General features: G+C 74.0%; 12 protein-coding genes. 8 read left to right on the top strand and 4 right to left on the bottom strand.

The features are described from left to right. Window position 1: 1 nt before the first annotated feature. Window positions 2-679 carry a GntR family transcriptional regulator gene (locus tag BLW47_RS00355; protein ID WP_091549960.1) on the bottom strand — a complete coding sequence of 226 codons (678 nt, stop codon included), beginning with the start codon at window positions 677-679 and terminating at the stop codon, window positions 2-4. Window positions 680-826: 147 nt separating this feature from the next. On the opposite strand from BLW47_RS00355, the gene BLW47_RS00350 reads away from it, so the two are divergent. The 3 genes from BLW47_RS00350 to BLW47_RS00340 all read left to right on the top strand — a co-directional run bounded on the left by BLW47_RS00350 (window position 827) and on the right by BLW47_RS00340 (window position 5538). After that, window positions 827-1870, top strand: coding sequence for a lactonase family protein (locus BLW47_RS00350; protein ID WP_091549958.1), 1044 nt, complete (start codon window positions 827-829; stop codon window positions 1868-1870). Between the two features lie 258 nt (window positions 1871-2128). Beyond that, window positions 2129-3838: a VWA domain-containing protein gene (locus tag BLW47_RS00345; protein ID WP_245736240.1), complete on the top strand. Its 1710-nt coding sequence runs from the start codon at window positions 2129-2131 to the stop codon at window positions 3836-3838. A 215-nt stretch (window positions 3839-4053) separates the two neighbouring features. After that, window positions 4054-5538: a sugar transferase gene (locus BLW47_RS00340; protein ID WP_425435293.1), complete on the top strand. Its 1485-nt coding sequence runs from the start codon at window positions 4054-4056 to the stop codon at window positions 5536-5538. Between the two features lie 43 nt (window positions 5539-5581). On the opposite strand, the gene BLW47_RS00335 is transcribed toward BLW47_RS00340, so the two are convergent. After that, a complete protein-coding gene (locus BLW47_RS00335; protein WP_091549954.1) occupies window positions 5582-6712 on the bottom strand; it encodes a PP2C family protein-serine/threonine phosphatase in 1131 nt (376 codons plus the stop codon). Between the two features lie 55 nt (window positions 6713-6767). On the opposite strand from BLW47_RS00335, the gene BLW47_RS00330 reads away from it, so the two are divergent. Then, window positions 6768-7250: a MarR family winged helix-turn-helix transcriptional regulator gene (locus BLW47_RS00330; RefSeq protein WP_175543451.1), complete on the top strand. Its 483-nt coding sequence runs from the start codon at window positions 6768-6770 to the stop codon at window positions 7248-7250. On the opposite strand, the gene BLW47_RS00325 is transcribed toward BLW47_RS00330, so the two are convergent. Then, complete coding sequence (locus BLW47_RS00325; RefSeq protein ID WP_175543450.1) at window positions 7247-8512, bottom strand: ROK family transcriptional regulator; 1266 nt, start codon at window positions 8510-8512, stop codon at window positions 7247-7249. The two genes, BLW47_RS00330 and BLW47_RS00325, sit on opposite strands and share 4 nt — an antisense overlap. Before the next feature lie 69 nt (window positions 8513-8581). Between BLW47_RS00325 and xylA the strand changes: the two genes are divergently transcribed. The 4 genes from xylA to BLW47_RS00305 all read left to right on the top strand — a co-directional run bounded on the left by xylA (window position 8582) and on the right by BLW47_RS00305 (window position 13104). Continuing rightward, window positions 8582-9769: a xylose isomerase gene (gene xylA / locus BLW47_RS00320; protein ID WP_091549952.1), complete on the top strand. Its 1188-nt coding sequence runs from the start codon at window positions 8582-8584 to the stop codon at window positions 9767-9769. 110 nt (window positions 9770-9879) lie between these two features. After that, entirely contained in the window at window positions 9880-11295 is a 1416-nt protein-coding gene (gene xylB, locus BLW47_RS00315) for a xylulokinase (protein WP_091549949.1), read from the top strand. A gap of 64 nt (window positions 11296-11359) precedes the next feature. Beyond that, window positions 11360-12817 carry an MFS transporter gene (locus BLW47_RS00310; RefSeq protein WP_091549947.1) on the top strand — a complete coding sequence of 486 codons (1458 nt, stop codon included), beginning with the start codon at window positions 11360-11362 and terminating at the stop codon, window positions 12815-12817. Window positions 12818-12834: 17 nt separating this feature from the next. After that, a complete protein-coding gene (locus tag BLW47_RS00305; RefSeq protein ID WP_139307120.1) occupies window positions 12835-13104 on the top strand; it encodes a hypothetical protein in 270 nt (89 codons plus the stop codon). 96 nt (window positions 13105-13200) lie between these two features. Here the strand turns inward: BLW47_RS00305 and BLW47_RS00300 are convergent, their stop codons facing one another. Then, on the bottom strand, window positions 13201-14886 hold the full coding sequence (locus BLW47_RS00300) for a glycoside hydrolase family 13 protein (RefSeq protein ID WP_091549943.1): 1686 nt from the start codon (window positions 14884-14886) through the stop codon (window positions 13201-13203). Window positions 14887-14896: the final 10 nt, after the last annotated feature.

Raw genomic sequence — 14896 nt, 5'->3', positions numbered from 1 at the left:
GTCAGCCCTCCTCGGTGAAGTACGGCAGGTGCCGTTCCCGGGCCGCCAGCAGATGGGCCCGCATCGCGGCGTCGGCGCCGTCCGGGTCGCCGGCCGCGACCGCGTCGACCACCCGGTGGTGCTCGCGCGCGCTGGTGTCGTGGTGGGTGGTCGGGAAGTGCAGCCGGAACAGGTGCAGGTGCGGCCGGAGCCGCACGACGGCCTCGTGCAGCATGCGGTTGCCGGAGAACTCGGCGAGCAGGTTGTGGAAGCGCGCGTCCCGGGCGGTGAAGGCGGCGATGCCGGCGTACCCGCTGTCGGCGGTGGGGCCCGGTAGGTCCGCCTCGCGCCGCAACGCCGCCACGTCGACGCCGTCCGCGCCTTCGCGCGCCGCGGTGCGGGTGGCGCAGCGTCGCGCGGCGGCCGTCTCCAACACCAGCCGCATCTCGACCAGCTCTTCGAACTCCGCGCGGGTCAGCAGCGGCGCGGCGGTGTAGCCGGCGAGCGGCCGCTTGCGGACCAGACCGTCGGACTCCAGCCGGGCGAGCGCCTCCCGCACCGGGGTGGGCGAGACCTGGAGTTGGCGGGCGAGGGCGTCGATGTTGACGCGCTCGCCAGGGGCGACCGCGTGATCCATGATCAGCGCCCGGACCGATTCGTAGACGTCGTCGGTGAGGGTCAGCCGGCGCGCCGGTCGCATGGCTCTCCCTCCGTCGCCGGGCCGCCTCGCCGGGGAGTGGCCGTCCGGAACGAATCCTATAGGATTTCGCGGCGGTCAGCGACGGCGGGCGCTGCCACCGACGTTCTGGTTGGATCACAGGTGGCGGAACGCGGAGGTGGAGCTGCGGTGGCTGACGGCACGATCGTCTTTATCGGGTGCTACACGCCGGCCAGCGGCGGCGGGCGGGGCGAGGGGATCGTGGCGGCGCGCCGCCGGCCCGACGACGGCCGCCTGGAGCCGATCGGGCTGGTCGCGGCCACCCCGTCGCCGTCGTTCCTGGTCCGGCACCCCACGCTGCCGGTGCTCTTCGCGACGAACGAGGTCGAGGCCGGCGCGATCAGCGCGTGGGCGATCGGCGACGGGGGTTCACTCGTCGCGCTCGGCCGCGCGGCCACCGGCGGCGCGGAGCCGTGCCACGCCGCGGTCGCGCCGGGGGACGGCCACCTGGTCGTCGCCAACTACGGCACCGGCAGTCTGGCGCTGCACCCGCTCGAACCGGCGACCGGCGCGCCGGGGGAGCGCACCGACCTGCTCGCGCACGAGGGGCACGGCGTCGACCCGGAGCGCCAGGCGGGCCCGCATCCGCACATGGTGTCGCCCGATCCCTCCGGCGCGTCGCTGCTCGCCGTCGACCTCGGCACCGACTCGGTCTACCGGTACGACCTCGACGCCGCCGCGGGGCGGCTGGTCCCGTACGGCGGGCCGGTGTGGCAGCGCCCCAGCGCGGGGCCGCGGCATCTGGCCCGGCACCCGGACGGGCGGCGGTGTTTCCTGGTCGGCGAGCTCGACGCGACGGTGACCGTCTGCGAGATCGACGGGGCGGGGGTGCTGCACGAGCGCGGCAGCCTGCCGGCGAGCGCCGCCGCGGGGCACGTGCAGCCGTCGGAGATCGCGGTCCGCGGCGACGGCCGGTTCCTCTACGTCGCCAACCGCGGGCCCGACACGGTGGCGGTGTTCGCGTTGGACGGCGAACAGCCGCGCTACGTCGACGAGGTGCCGACCGGTGGGCGGTGGCCGCGACACTTCGCGATCATCGGCGAGCACCTCTACGTCGCGAACGAGCGGTCGCACTCGGTCGGCGTGTTCCGGCTGGACGCGGATACCGGGCTGCCGGTCGCGGTGGGTGCACCGTTCGATACGCCGAGTCCAACGTGCGTTATGCCGGAATAGCCGCGTTCGGCCCTAGAACTAGGCCCGAGGGTTAATTGGCTCTTAGGCGAATTTGCGGAGCGTCCAACGCGGATTTTCGGACTTAGCGGGATGGTGGGGTCACAATCTGTAGCCAAATCCAGATCAAGTGTTTCTCCTACGTAACTTTCGTCCGAACGTACCTGGCAGTCCGGCCTCCGAATCCGCATCATGGGTGCCGTGTCAGGCCGCCATCGCATACGTAGTCGGTTCGGGGGAATGGGCGCCATCGCAGCAGCGATGGCGCTTGTTGTCGTGTTGGTAGGAGGGTGGTTCGGGTACCGGCAACTCGCCGGGCCGAGCTGCGAGGGTCAGTTACCGCTGACCGTGGCCGCCGCGCCGGAGATCGCGCCCGCCGTCCAGGCCGCCGCCACGCAGTGGAGCGCCGACGGTGGAGCCGTCGACGGCGTCTGCGTCGCGGTGCAGGTGGCCGCGAGCGACCCGGTTGACGTCGCCGCCGTGGTGGCCGGTCAGCATGGCATCGCGCTCGCGGGCGTCGGTCAGGCGAGCGGCACCGCCGTCGCGCCCGACGTGTGGATCCCGGACTCGACGACCTGGCTCGCCCGGCTGAGCCTGGCCGCCTCGGGCTTCGCCCCGAGCAACGGCGGCTCCGTCGCGCGCAGCCCCGTGGTGGTCGCGATGCCCGAGCCGGTCGCCGGCACGCTGGGCTGGCCCAACAAGCAGTTGGGTTGGAAGGACCTGCTCACCCAGGTGACGCAGGGCACCAGCCTGCGCACCGGCATCGTCGAGCCGAGCCGCGACGCGGCCGGCCTCTCCGGACTGCTCGCGCTGAGCGCGGCCGCCCAGCAGGCCGGCAACCCCGAGGCCGTGGGGAAGGCGAGCACGGCTGCGCTGCGGGCGCTCGCCACCGGTAAGTCCGCGCTGCGCGAGGATCTCATCGCGCGCTTCCCGCGCTCCTCGGATGCCGCCGCGGTCGCCTCCGCGCTCAGCGCCGCGCCGCTGTCCGAAGAGGACGTGATCGAGTACAACAAGGCGAAGCCGCCGATCCCGCTGGCCGCGCTCTACCTCGAGCCGGCACCGCCGTCGCTCGACTACCCGTTCGCGGTCATGCCCGGCACCGACCCGGCCAAGGCCGGCGCGGCGCAGGGGCTCTTCGAGGTGCTCGGCACCGGTGCCTTCCGCAACCGGCTGGGAGAGCGGGGGCTGCGCGCCCCCGACGGCACCTGGGGCGCCGGTTTCTCGGCGCCGCCGGGCGCGCCCAGCCCGGCCGGCACGTCCGCCCCGGCCGCTTCGCCGGACGCCGGCGGCAAGGCCGCGGGTGGGCTGGACCCGGCCAGCGTCGACCGGGCGATCTCGGCCTGGACCGCGGTCACCCTGCCGGGCCGGATGCTCGCCGTGCTCGACGTCTCCGGCTCGATGGAGACGCCGGTGCCGACGGCCGGCGGCGCGACCCGGATGGCGGTGACGCTCAACGCGGCCCAGCGTGGCCTGGCCCTCTTCGACGACTCCTGGGCCGTCGGTCTCTGGATCTTCTCGACCGAACTCGACGGCAGCAAGCCGTACAGGGAGTTGGCGGCGATCGGGCCGCTGACCGCCCAGCGCAGCTCCCTGACGGCGAACCTTGCCTCGATCAAGCCGAAGCGCAACGGCAGCACGGGTCTCTACGACTCGGTCCTCGCGGCGTACAAGACGACGCAGGAGGGCTGGCAGGCGGGCCGGGTCAACTCGATCGTGGTGATGACCGACGGCAAGAACGAGAACCCGGCTGGCCTCACCCAGGCCAGGCTGCTCGCCGAGCTGAAGCGGATCAAGGACCCGAAGCGCCCGATCCAGGTGATCATGATCGGCATCGGCAACGAGGTCAACAAGGCCGAGCTGGAGTCCATCGTGAAGGCCACCGGCGGCGGTGCGTTCGTCGCGGAGGACCCGACGAAGATCGGTGACATCTTCCTGAACGCGATCGCGCGGCGGCCGGCACCGGCCAAGTAACCAGCGGTCATGGGCACGACAAACGGACGGGTCGGTCACGGCCCGTCCGTTTGTCGTTGCGTTCCGTGTAATTCTCCGCTCCGCTTGTCACCCCGAAGTGACGGGAATCTGTCGCAACCGGCGGTTCCGTGATGGCATGAGTGAAGATCGCCGAAGTGGTACCGCGCACGCAGGTGCGCGGCGCTCGGCGGGACGACGGAGCTGGGGGAGGGCTAGTGACGTCGGGGACACTCCTCGGCCCGGTGGTGACGGCTCCGCACGTCGCCGCCGAGGCGCCCACCGCGACCCGGCAGGCCCGGGAACGGAACTACGTCCGGAGCATGGTCGTGCTGGACGCGGCCGTGCTGCTGCTCGCCGTGCTCGGCGGCTACCTCGCCCGGTTCCGCGGCGCCCAACCGTCCGGCGCCGAGATCTCCTACCTGCTGGTCGTCCCCGCGCTGGTGCTCGCGTGGCTGCTCTCGCTGCGGCTGATGCGCTGCTACGACGACCGGGTTCTCGGCTACGGCGCCGACGAGTACCGGCGGGTCGGCACGGCCAGCCTGCGGGTCGCCGGCGCGGTCGCCATCGCCGGCTACATCGCCGACGTCGGGGTCTCCCGGGGCTTTCTCGGCATCACCTTCGCCGTCGGCACGGTCGGTTTGATCGGGGCGCGGTTCGCCGCGCGCAAGCGGCTGCACCGGGCCCGGCGCCACGGCACCGGCTGGTTCCGCCGCGTGCTGGTCGTCGGCGACACCCCGCACGTGCTCGAACTGGTGCACACGCTGCGCCGGGAACCGTACGCCGGCTACCGGGTGGTCGGCACCTGCATCCCCGACGTGCTGCTCGCCCCGGTGCCGCAGATGCTCGGCGACGTGCCCGTCACCGGCTCGTTCCGCAACATCGTCGGCTCCGCCGTGGCGGCGGGCGCCGACACCGTCGCGGTGACCGCCTCCAGCGAGCTGACCGCCGCCCGGCTGCGCCGCCTCGGCTGGCAGCTCGAGGGGACCGGCATCGACCTGGTGCTCGCGCCGGCGCTGACCGACGTCGCCGGCCCGCGGATCCACATGCAGCCGGTCGCCGGGCTGCCGCTCATCCACGTCGAGGCGCCCGAGTTCCGCGGCGCGCGCAAGCTCGTCAAGGGTCTCGTCGACCGCGCGCTGTCGCTGCTGGCGCTCACCCTGGCCCTGCCGGTGATGGCCGTCATCGCGCTCGCCGTCAAGCTGGATACCCGCGGCCCGGTGCTGTTCCGGCAGATCCGGGTCGGTCGGGGCGGACGCGAGTTCCACGTCTACAAGTTCCGCACCATGGTGGTCAACGCCGACGAGCTGCTCGGCACGCTCGCCGGGCAGAACGAGACCGACGGTCTGATGTTCAAGATGCGCCGCGACCCGCGGGTCACCCGGGTCGGCCGGTTTCTCCGGAAGTGGTCGCTGGACGAGCTGCCGCAGCTGGCCAACGTGTTCTTCGGCGACATGAGCCTTGTCGGGCCGCGCCCGCCGCTGCCCGCCGAGGTCGCGCGCTACGACGGCGACGTCGCGCGGCGGCTGCTGGTGAAGCCGGGGATGACCGGGCTCTGGCAGGTCAGCGGGCGGTCGGACCTGTCCTGGGAGGACGGCATCCGGCTCGACCTCTACTACGTCGAGAACTGGTCGCTCGCCGCCGACCTCACCATCCTGTGGAAGACCTTCGGCGCGGTCATCCGGCGCCGCGGCGCGTACTGACCGGCGGGTCGCACCCCGCCGCGGGTGCGTCCGGCGACCCGCGTCAGCGGCCCGGCCCGGTCCAGTCGAGGCAGACCACGACCGCGTCGTCGACCAGGTCGCCGCCGACGAACGCGCGCAGGTCGCCCACGACCGCGCGCACCGCCTCCATCGGCGGCAGCGAACGGGTACGCCGCAGACACCGCTCGAGCGTCGCCTCCCCGTACCGGCCGGCTTCCTTCGCGGCGTTGAGGACGCCGTCGCTCACCACCACCAGCCGGTCGCCAACCGACAGATCGAGCCGCTGCTCGTGGTAGACGGTGCCGTCGAACATCCCCAGCGGGAACTGCTGCTCCAGCTCCTGGTGGTGCAGCTCCCCGTCCCGCTGCACGATCAGCCGTGGCGATCCGGCGTCCACGACGGTCAGCGTGCCGGTCGCGAGGTCGAGCTCCATCAGCAGCGCCGCCAGATGCTGGACGCCGGTGTAATGCGCGTAGAGCGCCTGGTCGGCGAGGGCCGCCTGATCGGCGAGGTCCAGCCCGGCCCGGCGGGCGTTGCGCAGCGCGTACGTGCCGAGGCAGGTCGCGGTGGCCGCGGCGACGCCCTCGCCCATCCCGTTCATCACCGACAGCCAGAGCCGGCGCTCGTCATCGGCCCAGTCGAAGCTGTCGCCGCGTACGGCGTACGCCGGTTCGAGCTGCCCGGCGAGGCTGAACGCGGTGCCCCGCCGGCTGCGGCCGGGCAGCAGCTCCCACTGCATCTCGGCGGCGAGGGTCAACCGGCGGGAGCGGGCGGCGACGCGGTACCGGTCGGTGGTGGCGTCCACGGCGGCCAGCTCGTGGCCGAGCAGCGTGGCGACCTCGGACAGCTCGGCCCGTACCTCGGGCTCGGTCGCCGCCGGCGCGAGCCGCAGCACGCCCATCCGCTCGCCCCGCGAGCCGACCGGCAGGTGAAGGGCACCGTCGGCGATCACCTCGGTCTGGTGGTCGAAGCTGCGCCAGGCCGGGCTGCCGGGTGCGGTCGGCGGGGCGCCGCCGTGCAGCGGCAGTAGCGCGGCGAGCCGGTAGTCGACCTGGAAGTACGCCACGTCGGTGAGGTTGTAGAGCTTGCGCAGCACCTCGGCGAGGTGTTCGACCAGCAGGTCGGCGGGGGCGTCGGTGAGTGCGCGTCGTACGTCGGCCAATCGGTGCGGCATTGGGCCCTCTCGTGCGGTCGGTGGTGCTGATCGCACGAGTAGTCTCGTCCCCACCATGCCCGAACACTATGGTCCATACGGACCGGACCTCAGCACGGCGGCCGCGGTCGATGCCGCCGCCGAAGCGCTGCTCGCGGTCTGGGATGCCGCCCGGGAGCAGGCGACGAGCCGGCTGTCCAGCTCGCAGCTGCGGGCGCTGCTCGTGGTCGAGCAGTGCGACGGGGTGAACCTGCGGGGGCTCGCCGGCCGGCTCGGCATGATCCTGTCGTCCGCGAGCCGCCTCTGCGACCGGCTGGTCGCCGCCGGCGTGCTCGAACGCGAGCCCGGCCGCGCGGATCGCCGGGAGATCGCCCTGCACCTGACGCCCGCGGGACACGCGCTGCTCGAACAGTTGCGGGCCGCCCGGCGGGCGCGGCTGGCGACGGTGCTGGCGGCGATGTCGCCGGCGGGGCGGCAGGCGCTGCTGGCCGGTCTGCAGGAGTTCGACGTGGCGACGCGGGCGGGTCGGGAGCGCGGGCGGGAGGCCCGCTCGGCCTAGCGGCCCCCGCCGCTGGAGTCCGGGGCGCCGGCGAGCCAGCGGGCCGGGTGGTCCCGGACGGCGCGGACGACCGAGCCGGCCGCGCCGACCGCGGCGGCGTCCCCACCGAGCACTGACGGGCGTACCGCCACCGGCGACCAGCTGGCGGTGAGCACCCGGCGGGCGAGTTCCGCCTCGACGGTGGGGCGCAGCCACGGCGCGAGCGGCGCGTAGACGCCGCCGAGCACGACGGTGTCGACGTCGAGCAGGTTGACCACCCCGGCGACGGCGACGCCGAGCGCGGTGGCCGCGCCGGCGAGCGCCTCGACGGTGTCCCGGTCCCGGGCCGTGGCCAGCTCGGTGAGTCGGACTATCGCGGCGTCCGGGGCGAGGCCGTAACCGGCGAGCCCCGCCGCCCGCAGGATCGCCTCCTGCCCCGCGTACTGCTCGAGGCAGCCGTGCGACCCGCACCGGCAGGCGGGGCCGTCGGGGCGGACCGGTACGTGGCCGAGCTCGCCGCTCCAGCCGCGCGCGCCGCGGAACAGCGTGCCGTGCAGCACGATCCCGGCGCCGATGCCGATCTCGCCGGAGATGTAGAGGAAGTTGGGGGCGTCGGCGGTCGCGGCGTGCAGCTCGCCGAGGGCGGCGAGGTTGGCCTCGTTGTCGACGGTCAGCGGCAGGTCGGCGAGGGCCGGGTGTCCACTGAGGAGTCCGGGGGCGTCGACGTCGCGCCAGCCGAGGTTGGGGGCGAGCCGGACCAGCCCGTCGGCGGTGACCAACCCGGGCACGGCGAGCGCGGCGCCGGCCAGGATCAGCCCGTCGGCGTCGGCGGCGGCGCGGGCGGCGCCGGCGAGGTCCGCGAGTCGGGTGAGCACCTCGGCGGCGGAGTGGGGTCGCTGGTCGGCGCGGTGCGCGACGCGGTGCCGCACCGTGCCGGCGAGGTCCACGACGCAGGCCGCCAGGTAGTCGACGTTGATCTCCAGGCCGAGCCCGGCGGGCCCGTTCGCGCCGAGCACCAGGCCCACGGCGGGTCGGCCGGCCCCGCTGCGCGGGGCGGGGTCGACCTCGGTGAGCAGTCGCCCGCCGATGAGGTCGTCGACGAGCGCCGAGACGGTGGCCCGGGTGAGCCCGGTGGCGGCGGCGATGTCGGCCCGGGAGGGTGGCCGGGGCGCCGCGCCGACGTGCCGCAGCACCAGCGCGAGGTTGTGCTCGCGGAGGCTGGCCTGGCGGACGGGGCGGTCGCCGGCGGGGCGGGTCGGGGTGCGGAGGCCGCCAGCTTTCATGGCCTTGACAATGCCACAGCCGGCTCAAATAATTCAATCGCTAAACAAATCATTCCGTGGAGGATCAGCATGGCAGCGCAGCCCACTCCCGCCGACAAGTTCTCCTTCGGCCTCTGGACCGTGGGCTGGCAGGCCCGCGACCAGTTCGGCGACGCCAGCCGGCCGCCGCTCGACGCCGTGGAGGCGGTGCACAAGCTCGCCGAGCTCGGCGCGTACGGCATCACGTTCCACGACGACGACCTGATCCCGTTCGGCGCGGACAACGCGACGCGGGACGGCGAGATCAGCCGGTTCCGGAAGGCGCTCGACGAGACCGGCCTGGTGGTACCGATGGTCACCACCAACCTCTTCAGCCACCCGATCTTCAAGGACGGCGGCTTCACCAGCAACGACCGTCAGGTGCGCCGCTTCGCGCTCCGTAAGGTGCTCCGCAACATCGACCTCGCCGCCGAGCTCGGCGCGAAGACGTTCGTGATGTGGGGCGGGCGCGAGGGCTCGGAGTACGACGTCGCCAAGGACATCCGCGCGGCGCTGGACCGCTACCGCGAGGCGGTCGACCTGCTCGGGCAGTACGTCATCGACCGCGGCTACGACCTGCGCTTCGCCATCGAGCCCAAGCCGAACGAGCCCCGCGGCGACATCCTGCTGCCGACCGTCGGGCACGCGCTGGCGTTCATCGAGAGCCTGGAGCACCCCGAGCTGGTCGGGCTCAACCCGGAGGTCGGGCACGAGCAGATGGCCGGGCTCAACTTCGCGCACGGCATCGCCCAGGCGCTCTGGCACGGCAAGCTCTTCCACATCGACCTCAACGGCCAGCGGGGCGTGAAGTTCGACCAGGACCTGGTCTTCGGCCACGGTGACCTGCTCAACGCGTTCGCCCTGGTGGACCTGCTCGAACACGGCGGCCCGGACGGCGGCCCGGCGTACGACGGCCCGCGCCACTTCGACTACAAGCCGTCCCGCACCGAGGACTTCGACGGCGTCTGGGCGTCGGCCGCCGCCAACATGCGCACCTACCTGCTGCTGAAGGAGCGGGCCGCGGCGTTCCGCGCCGACCCGGAGGTGCAGGAGGCGCTGGCGGCCAGCAAGGTCGACGAGCTGCGCACCCCGACGCTCAACCCCGGCGAGACCTACGCCGACCTGCGAGCCGACACCACCGCCTTCGAGGACCTCGACGTGGATGCGGTGGCCTCCCGCGGCTTCCACTTCGTCCGCCTCAACCAGCTAGCCCTCGAACACCTCCTAGCCGCCCGCTAACCCGCATGATCGCCGTGATCAGGGACGGGTTCGGCGTGTCGCCAGCGCGTCGCCGACCCAGCTCCCTGATCACGGCGATCTTCCTCCGATGACGCCAGGAAGGGCCGAACGTGACGCTTGTTGCTGGGGTGGACTCGTCGACCCAGTCGTGCAAGGTGGTGATCCGCGACGCGGAGACCGGGGAGTTGGTGCGCGAGGGGCGGGCGTCGCACCCCGACGGCACCGAGGTGCACCCGGACGCGTGGTGGACGGCGCTCGGCGACGCGATCGCCCAGGCGGGCGGAGTGGACGACGTGGCGGCCGTGTCGGTCGCCGGCCAGCAGCACGGGATGGTCTGCCTCGACGAGGCCGGTGAGGTGGTCCGGCCGGCGCTGCTCTGGAACGACACCCGGTCCGCCCCGGACGCGGTCGAGCTGATCGACGAGTTCGGCGGCGGCGAGGCCGGCCGGCGCGCCTGGGTGGAGGCGACCGGCTCCGTACCGGTCGCCAGCTTCACCGTCACGAAGCTGCGCTGGCTGGCCCGGCACGAGCCCGAGGCCGCCGCCCGGACCGCCGCGGTCTGCCTGCCGCACGACTGGCTCACCTGGAAGCTGGCCGGCGCGACCGGCCTGGAGGCGCTGCGCACCGACCGCAGCGACGCCAGCGGCACCGGCTACTGGTCCACCGCCACCGGCGACTACCGCCGCGACCTGCTCGTGCACGCCTTCGGGCGCGAGCCGCTGCTGCCGGCGGTGCTCGCGCCGACCGCGACCGCCGGCGCGCTGCGCAGCGGCGCCCCGCTCGGCGCCGGGGCCGGCGACAACGCCGCCGCCGCCCTCGGGGTCGGCGCGCTCCCCGGCGACGTGGTCGTCTCGATCGGCACCTCCGGGACGGTCTTCAGCGTGTCGGAGACCCCGGCCGGCGACCCGACCGGCGCCGTGGCGGGCTTCGCCGACACCACCGGCCGGTTCCTGCCGCTGGTCTGCACGCTCAACGCGGCCCGGGTGCTCGACGCCGCGGCCGGGCTGCTCCGGGTCGGCCACGACGAGCTCGCCGACCTGGCGCTGGCCGCGCCGGCCGGCGCCGACGGGCTCGTCCTGGTGCCGTACCTGGAGGGCGAACGCACCCCGAACCGTCCACTGGCGACGGGCGCGGTGCACGGGCTGACGCTCGGTTCCTCGACCCCCGCGCACCTGGCGCGCGCCGCGGTGGAGGGCATGCTCTGTGCCCTCGCCGACGGCCTGGACGCGCTGGTCGCGCAGGGCGCCACCGTCAACCGGGTCATTCTCGTCGGCGGTGGGGCGCGCTCCGCGGCGGTCCGCCGGATCGCGCCGCAGGTCTTCGGCTGCCCGGTCCTGGTGCCGCCGCCCGGCGAGTACGTCGCCGACGGCGCCGCGCGCCAGGCCGCCTGGGTCGCGCTCGGCGGACAGGCGCCGCCCGCGTGGTCGGCGGCGGAGATCCAGCGGTACGAGGCCGAGCCGGTCCCGGCCATCCGGGAGCAGTACGCCGCCGCCCGCGACCACGTCCTGGATCGCCGCCCCACCTGATCAGGGGGTGGGGCGCGCGGCGTGGCGGCATGCGAGCGTGACCGTGGCCTGGTTCAGTGCCGGAATGGGCATCGGGCGCTCCCGGTCCGGCGGCGGCCGTGGCCACCGCCGCTACAGCGTCGTGGTCTTCACCGTCCTCGCCTCGCTGGACAACGTGGCGATCGGGCTCGTCCCACCGCTCTACAGCAGGATCAGCGGCTCCTTCGGGGTCGGCGAGGGCGCGATCAGCGCGGTCACGGCCGCGACGTTCCTGGTCAGCGCGGTGGCCGCGGTCGCGTGGGCGTACGTGGGTGACCGCGGGCACCGTAAGCCGCTGCTGATGACCGGGACGCTGTTCTGGGCGGCCGGCACCGCGGGGACGGGGCTCGCGGGCGCGTACCCGATCTTCTTCGTGGCGCAGCTCGTCGCGGCGGTCGGGCTGGGCGCGGTCGCGTCGGTGGGCTTCTCGGTGGTCAGCGACCTCATCTCGCCTCGCCGCCGCGGACTGGTGATGAGCCTCTGGGGGCTGTCCCAGGGCGTCGGCACGCTCGCCGGCACGCTGCTCGGCGGGCTGCTGGGCTACCAGGCCTGGCGCCGGCCGTTCCTCGTGCTGACCGCGGTCGGGCTGGCGGCGACGGTCGCCTACCTGTTCACGTACGACATCCGGCGCGGCGAGAGCGAGCCGCGGCTGGCGGCGGCGTTCGCGGTCGGCCGCGAGTACGACTACCGGATCAGCCGGCGTGACCTGCCGGGGATCCTCGGGCGGCGCACGAACGTGTGGCTCGTGCTGCAGGGCCTCACCGCGCAGATCGCGTTCGGCTCGCTGGTCTGGTTGCCGGCGCTGTTCCGGGGCCGCGCCGAGGCGCAGGGCTTCTCGGAGGGGACCGCGATCATCGTCGGGAGCGTCTTCGCGACGCTCTTCCAGCTCGGTGGCGCGTTCGCGATCGTGGGCGGGCTGGTCGGCGACCGGCTGCAACGGCGTACGCCCCGGGGCCGGGCGCTGGTCGCCGCCGTGGGCATCCTCGCGGCGGTGCCGTTCTACCTGGTGCTGTTCTTCGTCCCGATGCGGATCGACGCGCCGGACGGGGCGTCGGCGGGCGTGGTGGTGCGGGCGGTGCTGTCCAGCGTCGTCACCGAGCCGACGGTCGGCCTGAGCCTGCTGGCCGCGCTGTTGGCACTCGCCCTGACCTCGGCGAACTCGCCGAACTGGTTCGCGTTGATCGCCGACGTCAACCCGCCGGAGCACCGCGGCACCGTCTACAGCCTCGGCAATCTCGTCAACGGGGTCGGCCGGGCGGCCGGCAACGCGCTGTTCCCGGTGGCGCTGCGGGCGCTGCAGGCGCCGTTCCCGCCGCCGCTGAACGTCGCGGCCGGGCTCGCGTTGTTCCAGCTCTTCTTCGTGCCCACCGGCCTGATGTACTGGCTGTCGTCCCGCACCGCGCCGCGCGACATCGCGCGGGTCGAGCAGTTGCTGGCCGACCGCGCGCTGGTCGCCGTCGGGGCCGGTGCTGACCGTACGGAGGAGGGCGGAGCGCCGCGCTGAGCCCCACAGTGGGAGCCATGGAACACGCTCCACTGTGGGCACGGGTGGTCGGCTGGCTCGGCCTGGCCGGTCACGCCTTCATGCTCTTCTGGTACGCGGTGAGCGGGCTGGTCGCCCCGTCGTGGGCGATCGTGCTGCTCATGATGGTCTGGGCCGGGCTGCTCGCCGTGGCGGTCCGGCTGTTGCGCTCCCGCCCGTTGCTGGTGCCGCTGGTCCCCATCGCCGCCGCCGTGATCTGGATCGGCGCCCTGACCGCCGGCCAAATCTGGCTCAACTGGACGGCCTGACGCGCCGGGCTCCACGCGTTGGTCATGAGGTTTGCCGCGGGATGGCCTGAGGCCGTGCGGCAAACCTCATGATCAAGCGGGTGGGGGCGTCCGCCGTCAGGCGCGCGCCCAGACGGTGACGTCGGTGGGGATGCGGCCGTCGGGGTCCAGCGGGGCGCTGGTGTGCACGGGCTCCGCGCCGGCCGGGAGTTCGGCCGGCTCCGCGCCGAAGTTCGTCACCACCAGCAGGTCGCCGGTGCGGAACGCCAGCACGTCGTCGGGGCTGTCCACCCACTCCAGCCGGCCGTCGCCGAGCCCGAGTTCGCGGCGCAGCCGCAGCGCCGTGCGGTACAGCTCGTACGTCGAGCCGGCCACGCCGCGCTGCCGGTCCAGCGCGTACTCCGCCCACACCGGAGGCTGTGGCAGCCAGCTGGCGTCGGTCGGCCCGAAGCCGTACGACGGGGCGTCCGCCTCCCACGGGATCGGCACCCGGCAGCCGTCGCGGCCGCGCTCGGCGCCGCCGCTGCGCTGCCACGTCGGGTCCTGCCGCGCCTCGTCCGGCATCGTGGTGTGCTCGGGCAGCCCGAGCTCCTCGCCCTGGTAGAGGTAGGCGGAGCCGGGCAGGGCGAGCATCAGCAGGGTGGCCGCGCGGGCGCGACGCAGACCGAGGGCGCCGTCCGGCTGCGGGTCGTCGGCACCGATGCCGCGGGGCCGGCGGGTCCCGACCGGCAGGCCGAGCCGCGAGGCGTGCCGGAGCACGTCGTGGTTGGAGAGGACCCAGGTCGTCGGCGCCCCCACCGCGCCGGTCGCGGCCAGCGACCGGTCTATGACCGCGTACTGGGCGGTCGCGGTCCACGGGGCTTCGAGGTATTCGAAGTTGAACGCCTGGTGCATCTCGTCGGGCCGCACGTACGCGGCGAGTCGTTCGGCCGGCTGCACCCAGGCCTCGGCGACCAGCACCCGGTCACCGGGGTAGCTGTCCACGATCTCCCGCCAGTCCCGGTAGATCTCGTGCACCCCGTCCTGGTCCCACATCGGCGGGCGCGGCCCCTCGACCGGCTCGACCGAGAGCGGCTCCTCCGGGTAGTGCCACTCCGCCAGGTCGGCCTGCTTGATCAGGCCGTGCGCGACGTCCACCCGGAAGCCGTCCACGCCGCGGTCGAGCCAGAAGCGCAGGATCTCCCGGAACTCCGCCCGGACCTCCGGGTGGTCCCAGTTGAGGTCGGGCTGCCCGGCGTCGAACAGGTGCAGGTACCACTGGCCGGGTTTCCCGTCGGAGGAGGTGACCCGGGTCCAGGCGGGGCCGCCGAAGACGCTGCGCCAGCCGTTCGGCGGCTGGTCGCCGTCGGCGCCGCGGCCGTCGCGGAAGATGTAGCGCTGCCGGGCGGCGCTGCCCGGGCCGGCGGCGAGCGCCTCGGCGAACCACGGATGCGCCGACGAGGTGTGGTTGGGCACCAGGTCGACGATCACCCGTAGGCCGCGGGCGTGCGCCCGCAGCAGCAGCTTGTCGATGTCCTCCAGCCGCCCGAAGACCGCGTCGACGTCGCGGTAGTCGGCCACGTCGTAGCCCGCGTCGGCCTGCGGGGACGGATAGAACGGGGACAGCCAGACCGCGTCGACGCCGAGCTCGACGAGGTGGTCGAGGCGCGCGGTGATGCCGGGCAGGTCGCCGATGCCGTCGCCGTCGGAGTCGGCGAAGGAGCGGGGGTAGATCTGGTAGATGACCGCGTTGCGCCACCACTGCCGCTGGGCGCGTCCGGCGGCGCCGGCTGCGGCGGTACGAGTCGTCTCGTGCGTGTTCAGGGCGCTCTCC

The sequence above is a fragment of the Micromonospora pattaloongensis genome (assembly GCF_900107255.1).
Lineage (GTDB): Bacteria > Actinomycetota > Actinomycetes > Mycobacteriales > Micromonosporaceae > Micromonospora_I > Micromonospora_I pattaloongensis.
This window is presented reverse-complemented; position numbering and strand designations above follow the sequence as displayed.